Annotated in this window: 12 protein-coding genes; 7 read left to right on the forward strand and 5 right to left on the reverse strand. The window is 63.3% G+C overall.

Annotated features, from left to right (window positions below):
- The first annotated feature begins 33 nt into the window (after nt 1-33).
- The 7 genes from badH to QXZ94_RS23135 all read left to right on the forward strand — a co-directional run bounded on the left by badH (nt 34) and on the right by QXZ94_RS23135 (nt 7,907).
- Nucleotides 34-801 (forward strand): 2-hydroxycyclohexanecarboxyl-CoA dehydrogenase, encoded by a 768-nt coding sequence (badH, locus tag QXZ94_RS23105; protein ID WP_315722337.1) that lies wholly within the window; start codon nt 34-36, stop codon nt 799-801.
- A 24-nt stretch (nt 802-825) separates the two neighbouring features.
- Nucleotides 826-1,608 carry a 2-ketocyclohexanecarboxyl-CoA hydrolase gene (gene badI / locus QXZ94_RS23110; protein WP_172131216.1) on the forward strand — a complete coding sequence of 261 codons (783 nt, stop codon included), beginning with the start codon at nt 826-828 and terminating at the stop codon, nt 1,606-1,608.
- Nucleotides 1,609-1,712: 104 nt separating this feature from the next.
- A complete protein-coding gene (aliB, locus tag QXZ94_RS23115) occupies nt 1,713-2,864 on the forward strand; it encodes a cyclohexanecarboxyl-CoA dehydrogenase (protein WP_315722338.1) in 1,152 nt (383 codons plus the stop codon).
- Nucleotides 2,865-2,897: 33 nt separating this feature from the next.
- The gene (gene aliA, locus QXZ94_RS23120; protein ID WP_172131218.1) at nt 2,898-4,541 is read left to right on the forward strand and encodes a cyclohexanecarboxylate-CoA ligase; all 1,644 of its coding nucleotides are present in this window, start codon (nt 2,898-2,900) and stop codon (nt 4,539-4,541) included.
- Between the two features lie 84 nt (nt 4,542-4,625).
- On the forward strand, nt 4,626-5,402 hold the full coding sequence (locus tag QXZ94_RS23125; RefSeq protein WP_172111457.1) for an enoyl-CoA hydratase: 777 nt from the start codon (nt 4,626-4,628) through the stop codon (nt 5,400-5,402).
- 53 nt (nt 5,403-5,455) lie between these two features.
- Nucleotides 5,456-6,637, forward strand: a complete 1,182-nt coding sequence (locus QXZ94_RS23130) for an acyl-CoA dehydrogenase (RefSeq protein ID WP_409998806.1) — start codon at nt 5,456-5,458, stop codon at nt 6,635-6,637.
- Between the two features lie 61 nt (nt 6,638-6,698).
- Nucleotides 6,699-7,907: an ABC transporter substrate-binding protein gene (locus QXZ94_RS23135; RefSeq protein ID WP_315722340.1), complete on the forward strand. Its 1,209-nt coding sequence runs from the start codon at nt 6,699-6,701 to the stop codon at nt 7,905-7,907.
- Between the two features lie 111 nt (nt 7,908-8,018).
- Here QXZ94_RS23135 and QXZ94_RS23140 read toward each other — a convergent pair whose 3' ends face one another.
- The 5 genes from QXZ94_RS23140 to QXZ94_RS23160 form a co-directional block, all read right to left on the reverse strand.
- The gene (locus tag QXZ94_RS23140; RefSeq protein ID WP_006611602.1) at nt 8,019-8,339 is read right to left on the reverse strand and encodes a DUF736 domain-containing protein; all 321 of its coding nucleotides are present in this window, start codon (nt 8,337-8,339) and stop codon (nt 8,019-8,021) included.
- An 848-nt stretch (nt 8,340-9,187) separates the two neighbouring features.
- Nucleotides 9,188-10,684: a sugar ABC transporter ATP-binding protein gene (locus tag QXZ94_RS23145; RefSeq protein ID WP_172111460.1), complete on the reverse strand. Its 1,497-nt coding sequence runs from the start codon at nt 10,682-10,684 to the stop codon at nt 9,188-9,190.
- Complete coding sequence (locus QXZ94_RS23150; protein WP_315722341.1) at nt 10,681-11,775, reverse strand: hypothetical protein; 1,095 nt, start codon at nt 11,773-11,775, stop codon at nt 10,681-10,683. Before QXZ94_RS23150 ends, QXZ94_RS23145 begins: the two co-directional genes overlap by 4 nt.
- A complete protein-coding gene (locus tag QXZ94_RS23155) occupies nt 11,772-13,889 on the reverse strand; it encodes an ABC transporter permease (RefSeq protein ID WP_315722342.1) in 2,118 nt (705 codons plus the stop codon). The genes QXZ94_RS23150 and QXZ94_RS23155 overlap by 4 nt, the downstream gene beginning before the upstream one ends.
- A gap of 79 nt (nt 13,890-13,968) precedes the next feature.
- Nucleotides 13,969-14,985, reverse strand: coding sequence for a sugar ABC transporter substrate-binding protein (locus tag QXZ94_RS23160; protein WP_409998767.1), 1,017 nt, complete (start codon nt 14,983-14,985; stop codon nt 13,969-13,971).
- Between the last annotated feature and the right edge of the window lie 33 nt (nt 14,986-15,018).

Consider the following 15,018-nt stretch of genomic DNA (forward strand, 5'->3'; position numbering starts at 1 on the left):
ACTCCGGCAATTTGAATACGGGAGGATGAGAGGATGGCACGCTTCAACGGCAGGACGGTCATCGTGACCGGCGGCGGCGGCGGAATCGGGGGCGCGACATGCCGCCGGTTCGCGGCCGAAGGTGCAAAGGTCGCCGTGTTCGATCTCAACCCGGAAGCTGCCGAAGCGGTCGCGGCCGGCATACGTGCCGCCGGGCAAACGGCCGAGGCCTTTCACTGCGACATCACCGACCGCGCCAGCGTTGATGCCGCGCTCGCTGCCGCCGAGGCAAAGCTCGGCCCGATCGATGTCCTCATCAACAACGCAGGCTGGGATATCTTCAAGCCGTTCACCAAGACCGAGCCGAAGGACTGGGAGCGGCTGATCGCGATCAATCTGACCGGCGCTCTGCACATGCACCATGCCGTCCTGCCCGGCATGGCGGCCCGCCGATCCGGCCGGATCGTCAACATTGCATCGGACGCTGCGCGTGTCGGCTCGTCGGGCGAGGCGGTCTATGCGGCCTGCAAAGGCGGGCTCGTCGCTTTTTCCAAGACGATCGCGCGCGAGCATTCCCGCCACAACATCACGGTGAACGTGGTGTGCCCGGGACCGACGGATACGGCCCTGTTCGCCGACTACAAGCAGGGTGCAGGGAATCCGGAGAAGCTGGTCGAGGCTTTCACGCGCTCGATCCCGCTCGGCCGCATCGGCCAGCCCGATGATCTGCCAGGCGCCATTCTGTTCTTCGCCAGCGATGACGCGGCATTCGTGACCGGACAGGTGCTCAGCGTGTCCGGCGGACTGACAATGAACGGCTGAACCAGCAAGGACGGGAGAAACACCATGCAGTTTCAGGATCTGATCTACGAGATCCGCAACGGCGTCGCCTGGATCATCATCAACCGGCCGGACAAGATGAACGCCTTTCGCGGCACGACCTGCGACGAGCTCATCAAGGCCCTGTACAAGGCGGGCTATGACAAGGATGTCGGCTGCATCGTGCTCGCCGGCGCCGGCGACCGCGCCTTCTGCACCGGCGGCGACCAATCGGCGCATGACGGCAACTACGATGGACGCGGCACCATCGGCCTGCCGATGGAGGAGCTGCACACGGCCATTCGTGACGTTCCCAAGCCCGTCATCGCGCGCGTGCAGGGCTTTGCGATCGGCGGCGGCAACGTGCTGGCGACGATCTGCGACATGACCATCTGCTCCGAGAAGGCCATCTTCGGTCAGGTCGGCCCCAAGATGGGCTCAGTGGATCCTGGTTACGGGACCGCCTTCCTCGCCCGCGTCGTCGGGGAGAAGAAGGCGCGGGAAATTTGGTACATGTGCCGGCGCTATTCCGGCAAGGAGGCCGAGGCGATGGGCCTGGCAAACCTCTGCGTGCCGCACGACGAGCTGGACGGCACCGTGCAGGCCTGGGGCGAGGAGCTCTGTGAGCGCAGCCCCACCGCCATCGCCATCGCCAAGCGCTCCTTCAACATGGACACGGCGCACCAGGCCGGCATCGCCGGCATGGGGATGTATGCCTTGAAGCTCTATTACGACACAGAGGAATCCCGCGAAGGCGTGAAGGCGCTCACCGAGAAGCGGAAGCCGGAATTCCGGAAGTTCGTGAAGTAGCAGCACAGGCGGCATCACTGCTGGCGATGCCGTGCCGTCTGCCCTTCGGAGACGTCTCCGAGGGGCAGCCATGCGAACGTGACCAGATCAGGGAGGACGTGCCGATGAATCCGTATCTCGACGAGGACCTCGTTGCGCTCGGCGACCAGGCGCGCCGCTTCGCGGCGGACAGGCTTGCTCCCGGATTCCAGGAGCGCGATCGCACCCGCATTCTCGATCGCGGCCTGATGAAGGAGATGGGCGCGATGGGTTTCATCGCGCCCGAGCTGCCGGAGCAGTTCGGCGGCCTCGGCATGGCGACCCTCGCGGCCGGCGTCATCCACGAGGAGATTGCCCGCGCCGACCTTTCGATGTCCTACGTCAATCTGCTGGCCTCACTGAACGGACAGATCCTGTCACAGCACGGCAAGCCGGAGATCGTGACACCTTGGCTCACGCGCCTCATGGCCGGCGAGGCCCTATTCGCCATCGCGCTGACGGAGCCGCGCGGCGGATCCGACGCAGCGAACCTGCGTTTGCGGATCGAGCGCGACGGCGACGATTACATCGTCAACGGCGAGAAGACCTCGATCTCGGCCGCGGACCAGGCCGATGCGGCCGTCGTGTTCGGCCGGACCGGCACGGTCGAGTCCGGCGCGCACGGCGTGACCGCATTGCTGATCCCGCTCGAGCTGCCGGGCGTCACGCGCTCGCGGTTCGACTGTCACGGCCAGCGCGCCATCGGACGCGGATCGCTGTTTTTCGAAAACGTGCGCGTGCCCGGCTCGCATCGCCTCGGCGACGAGAACAAGGGCTTCGTCCAGGTGATGCAGGGATTCGACTTCTCGCGCGCGCTGATCGGGCTTCAGGTGTTGGCGGTGGCGCGCGCTGCGCTCGACGAAACCTGGCAGTATGTCGCGCAGCGGCAGGCGTTCGGCAAGACCCTTTCGGCGTTCCAGGGCGTGTCGCACCCCCTGGCGGATCTCGACACCCAGGTCGAGGCTGCGCGGCTGCTTTGCCTGCAGGCCCTGTGGCTGAAGGACAAGGGACTCCCTCACAGCGCCGAGGCGGCGATGTGCAAATGGTGGGCGCCGAAACTCGCCTATGACGTGATCCACCAATGCCTGCTGATGCACGGCCATGGCGGCTATGACCGTGGCGCGATGGAGCAACGGCTGCGCGACGTCCTCGGCTTCCAGATCGGTGACGGCACGGCGCAGATCATGAAAACCATCATCGCACGGGCGCGGGCGGGACGCTCGGCCGTGCCAGCTTGACATAAGAAACAACGAACCAACGGGAGGGAAGCCATGGAATTCGACGCCGTCTTGCTCGGGCCGCGCCGCGCGGCCAGCATTGCTGCGGGTCACTGGCACGACCGCACGATCAACGACGATCTCGATGCCTGTCTGGCGGCGTGCCCGGACAAGATCGCTTTGACCGCGGTTCGCCTCGACACCAACACTATGCGCCGCTTTACCTATCGCGAGATGGCGGCACTGGCGGACCGGATGGCTATCGGATTGTCGCGCCTCGGCGTCGGTCGCAACGATGTTGTTGCCATGCAGCTCCCCAACTGGTGGCAGTTCACGCTGCTCTATCTCGCCTGCAGCCGGATCGGCGCCGTCATCAACCCGCTGATGCCGATCTTCCGGGAGCGCGAGCTCTCCTTCATGCTCCGGCATGGCGAAGCCAAGGTGATGATCGTCCCGAAGACGTTCCGCAATTTCGATCATGAGGCGATGCTGAGGGGCCTCATGCCCGAGCTTCCGTCGCTTACGCGCCTCGTCGTCATCGGCGGCGGCGGTGCCGACGATTTCGACGCGCTGCTGACGATCCCGGAATGGGAGACGGCGGCGGATGCGAAAGCCATCCTCGGCTCGGCCCGCCCCGGCCCGGACGACATCACGCAGCTCATCTATACGTCGGGAACGACGGGCGAGCCGAAAGGCGTGATGCACAGCGCGAACACGCTGATGGCCAACATCATTCCCTATGCCCAGCGCCTGAAGCTCGGCGCCGACGACGTGGTCCTGATGGCCTCGCCGATGGCCCATCAGACCGGCTTCATGTACGGCCTGATGATGCCGATCATGCTGAAGGCCAGCGCCGTCCTACAGGATGTCTGGGAGCCCAACCGGGCGGTGGACCTGATCCGCGCCGAGAAAGCGACCTTCACGATGGCATCCACGCCGTTCCTGACGGATCTGACCCGCACCGTGACCGAGACCGGCAAGCCGGTGCCCTCTCTCAGGACCTTTCTGTGCGCTGGGGCGCCGATCCCAGGTCCGCTGGCCGAGCAGGCCCAGGCAGGGCTCGGCGCCAAGATCGTCTCGGCCTGGGGCATGACGGAGAATGGCGCGGTCACGCTGATCAACCTGGATGACGACGACAAGCTCGCCTCGACCACCGACGGCTGCCCTCTCCCCGGCGTCGAGCTGAAGGTGGTGGATGCCGACGGCAAGCCGCTGCCGCCGCGACAGTCCGGCAAGCTCCTCGTGCGAGCCTGCTCGAACTTCGGCGGCTACCTCAAGCGGCCGCAGTGGAACGGCACCGACGCCGAAGGCTGGTTCGATACCGGAGACCTGGCCTACATCACGCCCGCCGGCTACATCCGGATCAGCGGACGCTCGAAGGACGTCATCATTCGCGGCGGAGAAAACATTCCCGTCGTCGAGCTCGAGGCGCTGCTCTACAAGCATCCTGCCGTCGCGCAGGTTGCGATTGTTGCCTATCCCGACGAACGCCTCGGCGAACGGGCATGCGCCGTCGTCGTGCCCAGGGCCGGACAGACCATCGACTTTTCCGGGATGGTCGAGTTTCTCAAGTCGCACAAGCTCGCGATCCAGTACATTCCGGAGAAGCTGATCGTGCGCGACGCGATGCCGTCGACACCGTCCGGCAAGATCCAGAAATTCAGGCTGCGCGACATGCTGAAGGCCGGCGAGCTCTAGGCTCGCTCACGCGCCCCGCGCGTCCGGACTGCACTTCTCGAATCTGTCAATCGAAACGCGCCGGCGGCGCGATGGAGAGCGCGCGTGCAAGACGAAGTCATACTCATCGAACGCAACGGACGTGTCGGACTCGTCACGCTCAACCGTCCGAAGGTGATGAATGCGCTGAACGACGAGCTGATGGACAGGCTCGGCGCAGCGTTGCTGGATCTGGACGCCGATGACGCGATAGGCGCCATCGTGATCGCGGGGTCGGCAAAGGCATTCGCAGCTGGCGCCGACATCGCAGCGATGGCGGACTGGGGCTACAGCGACGTCTACAATTCCAACTTCATCACGCGCAACTGGGAAACCATTCGCCGGGTACGCAAGCCCGTCATTGCCGCCGTCGCCGGGCTGGCGCTCGGCGGCGGATGTGAGCTCGCGCTGGCCTGCGACATCATCGTTGCGGGCCGCAGCGCGAAATTCGGGCTGCCGGAGATCAAGCTCGGTCTCCTGCCCGGCGCGGGCGGCACGCAACGGCTTCCTCGCGCCATCGGCAAGGCGAAGGCCATGGACATGTGCCTGTCGGCCCGCACCCTCGACGCCGACGAAGCCGATCGCTACGGCCTGGTCGCCCGCGTCGTCGACGACGAACGACTTCGCGAGGAGACCATGCGGCTCGCGTCAACCATCGCCTCGTTCTCCGCGCCAGCGCTGATGGCGCTCAAGGAATGCGTGAACCGCGCTTTCGAGCAGCCGCTGAGCGAAGGGACGCTCTTCGAGCGTCGCGAACTCCACGCCCGCTTTGCAGCTGCGGATGCACGCGAGGGTATGAAGGCGTTCCTGGACAAGCGCAAGCCCGTCTTCGTCCATCGCTAACCCCCGCGCCATGTGATCCCTTCCAATCGATTCGACAGGAGCGCTCGATGTCCATGACGGCCCGCCAGATCTTCCAGTGGGACGATCCTCTTTCCCTCGACGGGCAGATCACCGATGAGGAGCGCGCCGTCCGCGACACCGCGCATGCCTATTGCCAGGAGCAGCTGCTGCCGCAGGTGCTGGACGCCTTCCGCCATGAGACGACCGACCCGCGTCTCTTCAGAAGCATGGGCGAGCTCGGGCTGCTAGGACCGACGATCCCGTCGCAGTATGGCGGCGCGGGCCTGAACTACGTCTGCTATGGGCTGATTGCGCGCGAGGTCGAGCGAGTCGATTCCGGCCATCGCTCGATGATGAGCGTGCAATCGTCGCTGGTCATGGTTCCGATCCATGAGTTCGGCAACGAGGCGACACGGCAGAAATATCTTCCCAAGCTCGCGTCCGGTGAGTGGATCGGCTGCTTCGGCCTGACCGAGCCGAACCACGGATCCGATCCAGGCAGCATGATCACCCGGGCGCGCAGGGTCGCCGGTGGCTACAGCCTGTCCGGCGCGAAGATGTGGATCACCAACAGTCCGATCGCCGACGTGTTCGTGGTCTGGGCGAAGGACGATGAAGGCGCCATTCGCGGCTTTGTTCTGGAGAAGGGCTGGAAAGGCCTCAGCGCGCCGGCCATTCACGGCAAGGTCGGGCTGCGCACCTCGATTACCGGCGAGATCGTGCTCGATGACGTCTTCTGTCCCGAGGAGAACGCCTTTCCCGAGGTTCGCGGCCTCAAGGGACCGTTCACCTGCCTCAACAGCGCGCGCTACGGCATCGCCTGGGGTGCGCTCGGCGCGGCAGAGGACTGCTATCTGCGCGCCCGTCAATATGTGATGGACCGCAAGCAGTTCGGCCGCCCGATCGCGGCGAACCAGCTGGTGCAGAAGAAGCTCGCGGACATGCTGACGGAGATCACGATCGGACTCCAGGGCTGCCTGCGGCTCGGCCGTCTCAAGGACGAGGGCGCTGCTCCCGTAGAGATCACGTCGATCATGAAGCGCAATTCCTGCGGCAAGGCGCTCGAGATCGCCAGGACCGCACGCGACATGATGGGGGGCAACGGCATCAGCGACGAGTTCGGTGTCGCCCGCCATCTCGTCAATCTCGAGGTCGTCAATACCTACGAGGGAACGCACGACATTCACGCGCTCATCGTCGGGCGCGCGATCACGGGCATCGCTGCATTCAACTAAACACTTCCGAGGCGCCGGCCCCAATCAGATCAACCAACAATCAAATTGCAGGAGGAAACCTATGAACACCGTTCTAAAGGCAAGTGCCGTACTGCTCGCTCTCGTGCTCGGGGCTTCGGGCGCAGTCGCCCAGACACCGGTCAAGATCGGCGTGCTCAGCGACATGTCGGGGCCCTATTCCGATTTCAGCGGCCCAGGATCTCTGGAGGCGGCCAAGCTGGCGATCGAGGACTTCAACGCGGGCTCGAAGAAACTGTCCGTCGAGCTTGTCTCGGGCGATGCGCAGAACAAGACCGACATCGCCGGCGCGATCGCTCGCCGCTGGATCGATGCCGAAAGCGTCGACATGATCATCGACATCCCGACCTCCGGCATCGCCCTCGGGCTTGCGGGCCTCGTGAAGGACAGAAACAAGGTCCTCATCGCAACCACGGCGGGCACCTCCGAGCTGACCGGGAAATCCTGCACGCCGAACACGCTGCACTGGACGTGGGATACATGGTCCAATTCCCACGGCACGGCCGAGGCCATCGTCAGGAACGGCGGCAAGAGGTGGTACTTTCTCACGGCCGATTACACCTTCGGCACGACCATGGAGAAGGAAGCTGGAGACGTCGTCAAAGCCAATGGCGGCGCGGTTCTTGGCTCCGTCCGGCACCCGCTCGCCGCGATGGATTTCTCGTCCTTCCTGATGCAGGCCCAGGCGTCGAAAGCGGAGATCATCGGCCTCGCCAATGGCGGCACCGATACAATCAACGCGATCAAGACGGCCGGCGAATTCGGCATCGTCGCCGGCGGGCAGAAGCTGGTCGGCCTGGTGCTCTTCATCAACGACATCCATGCGCTCGGCCTGAAGGCGGCCAACGGGCTCATGCTGACCACCGCCTATTACTGGGATCTGAACGACAAGACACGGACCTTCGCTGAGCGGTTCGCCAAGCGCAACAACGGCAAAGTGCCCTCGATGAGTCAGGCCGGCACCTATTCGGCCACGCTGGCCTATCTGCGGGCCGTCGAGAAGGTCGGCCATGCCAAAGACGGCGCAGCCGTCGTTGCGGCGATGCGCGACGCCGGCACCTTTGACGATCCACTGTTTGGCAGGACCGCCGTGCGCGTCGACGGCCGGGTCGTTCACGACATGTATCTGGTCGAGGTGAAGAAGCCAGAGGAATCGAAAAAGCCGTTCGACTACTACAAGGTGGTTGCCACGATCCCGGCCGATCGCGCATTTCGCCCTCTGGCCGATGGCAACTGCCCGTTGGCGCAATAACGTCTCGGTTGCTTCCCGGCGTCAGACCAGCGAGGAGCAATCCGCGCGGCCGGAACGGCCAGCCGACTGCGATGCGCCCCGCCCAGCAGATCCGGACGGGGCGCGATCGGTTCACTCGGCGGTCTTGCGCGGCCGCGACCACAGGAGCGTGTAACCCTCGCCGCCCTCATCGTCGAACAGGTTGGCGTAGATCGGGGCGTTGAAGGAGGGGTCGTCGAGCTTGAGCGAGAGATAGTCGCGTCCCTCCTCGGAGCGACGTGCCCAGGCCGCGCCGATCTCGACACGCCCGGCGTAGACGCGGTGACTGGGCGCATTCTCGCTGGAGCGGTTGGCCTCAGGGACGATGCGCACGCCCTTGGCCTTGAGGCTCAGGGTGATGATCTCGCCCTGGAAATCGTCGCCGACCTTCTTGAAGGAACCGATGGAAGCCATGTTGTCTCTCCTTGGCTGGTTCGGGCCGCGACCACCGCGGCCTCGATGGCGCATATCGGGCGAACGGCGAGCGACGGCGCACCCGAAGGGCTGAAGCGGCAGCGGAAGACGGCGCCGGCCGGCTTTCTTGTCCCGCGAGGAATGGGCGTTCCGCCCAGGGGAAGAAAGTTGGCCGGCGCCGTTGCGCTGAGGCGATCGAGGCTCAGCCGGCCCTCGGCCAGATCAAGCCATTACGAGGCAAGGTGCGTCACGGTCTGAGCAGCTCACAGGAGAGGCATGGTACATTGAGGCTGCACAAGAGACCGGGATGATCAGGCGCAAGATCAGAAGCCGCAGAGAAGAAAAGCGAGTGCCGATGTGGGCCCCTGGCTGCCAGACGTCCGTCACGCCCGGCGAAAGGCCAGGGACAGTCGAGATCCGAAAGGGGGTCCAGCCGTTTCAAGCAGGGTCGCGACTATCTCTCCGATGGAGCTCGACGCCCCGTCGTTCAGCGCTAGCGATCCAATTAGGCTGCTCGAGAACGAGGCAAGAGGCCGTGACGAAAAGCAATTGTTGCGGGATTGCAGGGATCGTCGCGCAGTCGGCGCGTCAGACGACCAAGGCGCTCCCACGCCACCACGTGCAACGCGATTCGAGCAGACATGCATCTCGGCGACAAGTGCAGAGAGGCGCTTGAGATATCGGCGCGGGCCGCTTCAGCAGAAGGGATTCAGAGTTGACGCGCTCACGCGCCGCCTTGGCCAGGAGTCCACACCGGGATGCCAAGCCTTCGCGCCTTGTCGGCGAGGTTGCCCTGGATCCCCGAGCCGAGAGAAAAGGGATCTGATCGATTGGAGGCCGCGCGCAGTTCAGTGGATGGCGGCATACATGATCTTCTCTTCGGTCGCTTCGATCGCCGAGAATTCTTCGACGACCTTGCCTTGCCTTGATACCAGGATCCGATCGGATAGCGCGATGATCTCCGGCAGATAGGAGGATATCACGACCACGGCTCTGCCTTCATCGGCGAGCCTGTTGATCAACTCGTGAATTTCGACGATGGCCCCGACGTCGACCCCGCGCGTCGGTTCGTCAAAGATGATCAGCTCCGGTTCCTGAATCAACGATTTCGCGATGACAACCTTCTGCTGATTGCCGCCGGACAGCTCGACAACCTTGACCTCGTCGCCGATGGCGCGAACCTTGAGACGCTCGATCCAGGTCTTACCGACCTCATTTCTTTCACGACGTGACAACCAGGCTCGCCCTGCCGGAAACTTGGCAAGCAGACCCAGATAGATGTTGCGCGCGATCGAGGCCGTCTCGAAAAAACCCTCCACCTTGCGGTCTTCGGTGATATAGGCGATTCCGGCCTTCACGGCCGGCGCGGGCACGCGGTATCGCACCGACTTGTCGTTGAGCAGAATTTCTCCACCGTGAAAGAAATCACGCTTCAGAATACCCGAGACGATCTTAAAGGTCTCGGTTCGGCCCGAGCCGACCAGTCCGAACACGCCCGTGATCTGGCCCGCGAACACCGACAATGAGTTGTTCCTGACCATCGGCGCCATTTTGAGATTCTGTATCGTCAACACGCGCCTGCCGGCCGGGCGCACTTTGTCCTTCCGCACACCGTAGAGCGTATTCGAGAGATTTCGTCCGACCATGGCCTGAACGATGCGCGCTCGATCGAAGCCCGAGGCGTCGTCGGTGACGACGTGCTTGCCGTCCCGTAGGACAGTAATGCGATCGGCCAACAGCAAGGCTTCTTCGAGCGCGTGCGAGATGAAGACGATCGAGACACCGCGCCTCTTCAAATCCCGCACCAAATCGAAGAAATACTTCTTCTCCTCTGGCGTAAGCGTCGCCGTGGGTTCGTCAAAGATGATGACTTTCGCCTTGTGCAGCACAGCGCGGGCGATTTCGACCATCTGCTTCTTGGCCGCGCCGAGGCCGCCGACGGTCGCCGTCGGCGCGACGTCGAAGTTGAGAGATTGGAGGAACTGCTGAGCCGCGATGTAGATGCCACGCAGCCGATTATAAAATCTCTCCTGACCGAGAAACAGGTTTTGCGCCACGGTCATCGTCGGCACCAGACTGTTTTCCTGAAACACCATGGCGATGCCAAGATGCCGCGCCTCCAGCGGCGTTCTGGGAGACACCGCGACGCCATCGACCGTCATTGCACCTGACGTCAAGGCCACGACGCCGGCCATGACCTTGGTCAAGGTCGACTTGCCTGCGCCGTTTTCGCCGACCAGCGCGTGGATCTCGCCCCGCCGCAGCTCGAAATCGACGCCCTCGATCGCTGGCACGCCGGCATACAGCTTGGTTGCCTTCGACAGGGACAGGATGACTTCGCTCATGGAAGGACCTCCCGGCCGAGGGTTGCAAGAGGCAGCCTGAGCACCCTTCCCGGCCCCTTTGCGATCATCACGAGGTCGCCGCCGAATTCGACGGCAGCGACGATGCCGTGATTGACGCCATCAGCGCGGCTATGAAGCGAATAAACCGGTAGTCCGTCGGCACCAAGCCGGATGACGAGTCCGTACGACCGTGGGGGAGCCCACGGCTTCATGACACCCATGGTCTTGATGTGCGCTCCCTGCAGCGGTTCCTTGAAGGACTGGCCGGACCTGAGCCGTGGTGCCACCCAATAGTCAGGCTCGATCTCAGCAATCATGCGGCGCCGGTAGGCGGGCTCGCGCAGCACGAACTCGACCAATTGCGTGCGGGCGATAAAGGCCGTCAGCCAGAAGCCGCCGCCATGCGCCGGTGCAAGCCGGGAGGGATAGACCGGCAGGTGACCGAGCACGACCGTGCGCGTGCCGCCGGGTGCGATCGAGACCAGACGGTGCCGCCAGCTTTCACTGACGAGCACGCCATTGCCGTTTGCGACGGCGCCGAAGGCGTAGCGAAGCCCGCCCGCAAGCCGCTGCATCGCCTGCGTCCGCGGATCGAGCCTGAAGACACGGCCGGTATCACCGAGCTCCATCAGGTCGCGCGTCCAATCGCCGGCCTTATTCAATGACGAACCATCGGTTGCGATCAGGGTGCCGTTGCCTGCGGGCGCGAGCGCGTTGACGGCGCAAAACTCACCGGTGAATGTCGAGACCGGCGTCTTGGCGGTGATGGCATCATAGATATGAACCTCAGTGCCGCCGATCGCAACGGCCAGACCGCCGGACGGAAGCATCGCCAACGCAGAGATCGGCCGCTCGAACCTGCGGATCTCCGTAGCCGACGATCCGGCCCAACGCAGGAGGCGCGCACCATCGGCGATGAGAAGGGAATGGCCGTCGGATACAATATCCTCCGGTGCTTCACATTCCAGCAGCGTTTCAGCTGCCTCCAGCACTTGATTGGCCTTCAGCGCCCCATCGAACGACGGCACGGTGATGGTCGCATCGCCACGGCCGAGCAAGCGGTTGGCGAATTCACGGATGGCGGCGATCACGAATGCCTCCTCCAGCGCCAATCGTAGTGAACGAAATCGGGATCGGCGTTCTCCAGCTTGAAGCGCCCGATCCGGTTGTTGGCGATGCCGCCCAGATAGAGATAGCCGCGGTGTTCCCGCATCGAGGTAATCATCGGATGATTGACGCCCTTGAGGTCCCAAAGGGATTCCAGGATCTGGCCCTGCTCGTTGAACTTGACGACGCACCCGGTGTTGATGTTCGGAAACAGCCATTCGTCGATCGGCACCCGCTTGGCCATGCGCCGCCGGAAGCCCGGCATCTTCCACGCCAAGTCGAGCGAAGGGCTGCGCATGCCGACCAGCGCCAGCCAATAGTTGCCATCCGACGCCAGGTTGATGTTGTCGGGGTAGCCCGGCAGATTGTCCATGACGGTCTCGACCGCGCCCTTCTTCGGACCGGCGAACCAGTATCGTTTGATCGAGCAGCCAAAGGTCTCCGCGAACAAGATCGACTGACCGTCGCTGGCAACAGCGACGCCGTTCGGAAATTTGAGTCCGCGTAGCACGGTCTGGGTCGTTCCGCTCTTCGTGTCGTAGCAAATGATGCGACCGTTGCCGCGGGCTTCAAGCCCGTCGACCGGCCACTCATCCATCTCGTAACGAACGGTCGCTTCGGAGAAGAAGATCAGCCCGTCATCGGTGATGTCGAGGTCGTCGGCGAGCCGCAGACGGCTATCGTCATTCACCGAATACAGGCTGCGGTTGGTCTCGTCGGTGGCCTTCTCCACAGTTCCGTCGGGCGTGATGCGGTAGAGACCCATACCGCCGATGCAGACGTACAGATTGTCCTGGCGGTCGAACGCCATTCCGAGCGGCTGGCCGCCGATATGAGCGAACACCTCCATCCGCTCGTAGTCCGGCGGAAAGAACCGGATGATGTCGCCGTGACGGGAGCCGGCATAGAGCACATCGTTGCGGTCGAGAATGACGTCCTCGGGCGCCTCGATCCGTCCGAGCGCGATGAGAGATACGTCGCGAAGCTTGTCATTCTGCTCGAACGGCCCCCCCTTGCCGATCTCGGTTGGGGGAGGTGGCGGCAGTGCGTGATAGGTCGGTGCAACGTAGACCTTGCTGATGATCCGCGTGCGGTTCTTCTGCCAGCGGATATCGACCATTGCGGCCACCAGGAGGATCGTCGCAAGCGCCATACGGTTGACGCCGCCGCGCGCGTTCATGGCGGTCAGGCCATTTGTCATCAGGAGCACGATGAGCACACCGACCAGCGATTTGACGACCGACCCCTTGCCACCGCCGAGCGTAATGCCGCCGAGGACGGTCGCCGTCAGGACGATCACCTCGAGGCCGACGCCGATGTCGCCGCCCACGGTTCCGAGGCGGGCGGCAAAGAACAGCGCACCGATACTGGTCAAAACGCCGCTCGCGACGTAGCAGAGCGCGATGGTCCGCCGCACGGGAATGCCGGAATTGTAGGCCGAGCGGCGCGAACCTCCGATTGCCGTGACGTGCCAGCCGGGCCGCAATCGGGTCAGAAAGACATGGCCGACGATTGCGACGACGACATACAGCAGCGCCACGCTCGGGATTCCCAGAACATCTCCGCCGCCGATAAAATCCCAGGACGGGATATCCGGCAGTGACGACGCGATGGCGTTCGAATAGCGTTGAATCAGCAAATCAAATGCCGAGCGATAGACGATCAGCGTGATCAGCGTGGCGATGAAGGCCCGAAGTCTTAGATATCCAATCAAGATCCCGTTCACAGCGCCAAGCAGCCCGCCGACGACCATCGTCGCGACGACCACTGCCGGAACGGGCCAATTGAGAACGTCGAGGAGATAGAGCGCGCAGAAATCCGTCAGGGCAAACATCGACCCGACCGACAGGTCGATACCGCCGACGATGACCACGAGCGCCATTCCAAGACCGATGAAACCGATCTCTCCGGCCTGGCGCGCAGTGTCGGCGAGGCTCGCAGGGGACAGAAAGTTCTGCAGCACCCGGCTCAATGCAAAGGCGACGATCAGAAGCAGAAGCACCGGAACTGCGGTTTCGGTCCACCTCTTGGACAAGATCTCGCCGAGGAGATGGTCTGGCCAGTAGCGATATCGCAGCCGAGTCAATGTTTCGCGCATCTGCCTTCCATGGATACTGCCTGTGCAAACGTCTTGCTGCGCGTTCCGGCTGATCCGGAACGCGCGCCGTGGAGCGGCATCACTTCTTGAGGTCAGAGAGATTCCAGCACGACGTCTGAGACTCCGCGTTCTCCCTGGTGATCGGAATGAGCGTGCTGTATTCGAAGCCCTTGACGGAGCCGGCCTTCACCCCCGAGGACAGCAGCCACTTGATGGTGCCGGCCATCTGCGCCGCCTGCGTCGGCACGTCGTAGCTCATGTTCAGGTCGAACGAGCCATTCTTTACGAGCTCGCAGGCGCCTTTGCGTTCTCCACCGCCCGATGTTGCCAGGAAGACCTTGCCGGTGAGACCGGCCTCCTTGATCGCGGCGGCAGTGCCGATATCCATGCCATCCCAGAAGCCCACGATGCCGCACAGGTCGGGATTCTGCTTCAGGACCGTCTGCGTGATGGCCTTGGCTTTTGCCGCATCCCAATCGGCGGCCTGGCTCGACACCACCTTGATTTCAGGATGCTTGGCGAGAACGTTCTCGACACCCTTGAGCGTGTAAGCGCTGGCGGCCGCAGACAGCGCTCCCTGAATGATCGCGATCTTGTTCGACTTGCCCTGGCAGGCCTTCACCACGCCTTCGGTCTGGCGTTCACCGATCTCGATCCAGTTCGCGCCGACGAATGCCGAGCTGCGATAGGCCGATCCCATGTTGATCTGAATAACATAGATCCCTTCATTTTCCGCGCGCTGCAACAGCTTGGCATAAGTCTGGACGTCGGGGTTGTGGATCACCATGACCGCCGGCTTCTCGGAGATGAGAGAGGTGACGGCCTGCGCTCCCGCGTTGGTGTTCCAGTTGGGATCGCGAATCTCGAACTTGACGCCATAGGGCTCAAGCTCCTTCTTCAGGCCCGCGTACCAGCCTTCCGTCAGATCGAAATTCATGGCGACCGGCACATAGGCCACCGTCTTGCCGGCAAGCGCCTCGCGAAAGGTCTTCTGGAAGGGCTCGTCGAGTCCCTGCTGCGCAAGCACCGGCGAGGCCGTCGCGAACGTCACCGCCACAAGACTTCCGAATAAAAAGCTATGCGCGAGCATCGTCATGGTTTTCTCCCGTTTTGACATTTTATTTTTGTA

The organism is Bradyrhizobium sp. SZCCHNS2022 (genome assembly GCF_032377575.1).
In the GTDB taxonomy this organism is placed as follows: domain Bacteria; phylum Pseudomonadota; class Alphaproteobacteria; order Rhizobiales; family Xanthobacteraceae; genus Bradyrhizobium; species Bradyrhizobium aeschynomenes.

Coding starts and splice junctions, on each gene's coding strand:
- QXZ94_RS23135 (WP_315722340.1), top strand. CDS start 6,699: ATGAACACCGTTCTAAAGGCAAGTGCCGTACTGCTCGCTCTCGTGCTC.
- QXZ94_RS23140 (WP_006611602.1), bottom strand. CDS start 8,339: ATGGCTTCCATCGGTTCCTTCAAGAAGGTCGGCGACGATTTCCAGGGC.
- badI (WP_172131216.1), top strand. CDS start 826: ATGCAGTTTCAGGATCTGATCTACGAGATCCGCAACGGCGTCGCCTGG.
- QXZ94_RS23130 (WP_409998806.1), top strand. CDS start 5,456: ATGACGGCCCGCCAGATCTTCCAGTGGGACGATCCTCTTTCCCTCGAC.
- aliB (WP_315722338.1), top strand. CDS start 1,713: ATGAATCCGTATCTCGACGAGGACCTCGTTGCGCTCGGCGACCAGGCG.
- QXZ94_RS23160 (WP_409998767.1), bottom strand. CDS start 14,985: ATGACGATGCTCGCGCATAGCTTTTTATTCGGAAGTCTTGTGGCGGTG.
- aliA (WP_172131218.1), top strand. CDS start 2,898: ATGGAATTCGACGCCGTCTTGCTCGGGCCGCGCCGCGCGGCCAGCATT.
- badH (WP_315722337.1), top strand. CDS start 34: ATGGCACGCTTCAACGGCAGGACGGTCATCGTGACCGGCGGCGGCGGC.
- QXZ94_RS23155 (WP_315722342.1), bottom strand. CDS start 13,889: ATGCGCGAAACATTGACTCGGCTGCGATATCGCTACTGGCCAGACCAT.
- QXZ94_RS23145 (WP_172111460.1), bottom strand. CDS start 10,684: ATGAGCGAAGTCATCCTGTCCCTGTCGAAGGCAACCAAGCTGTATGCC.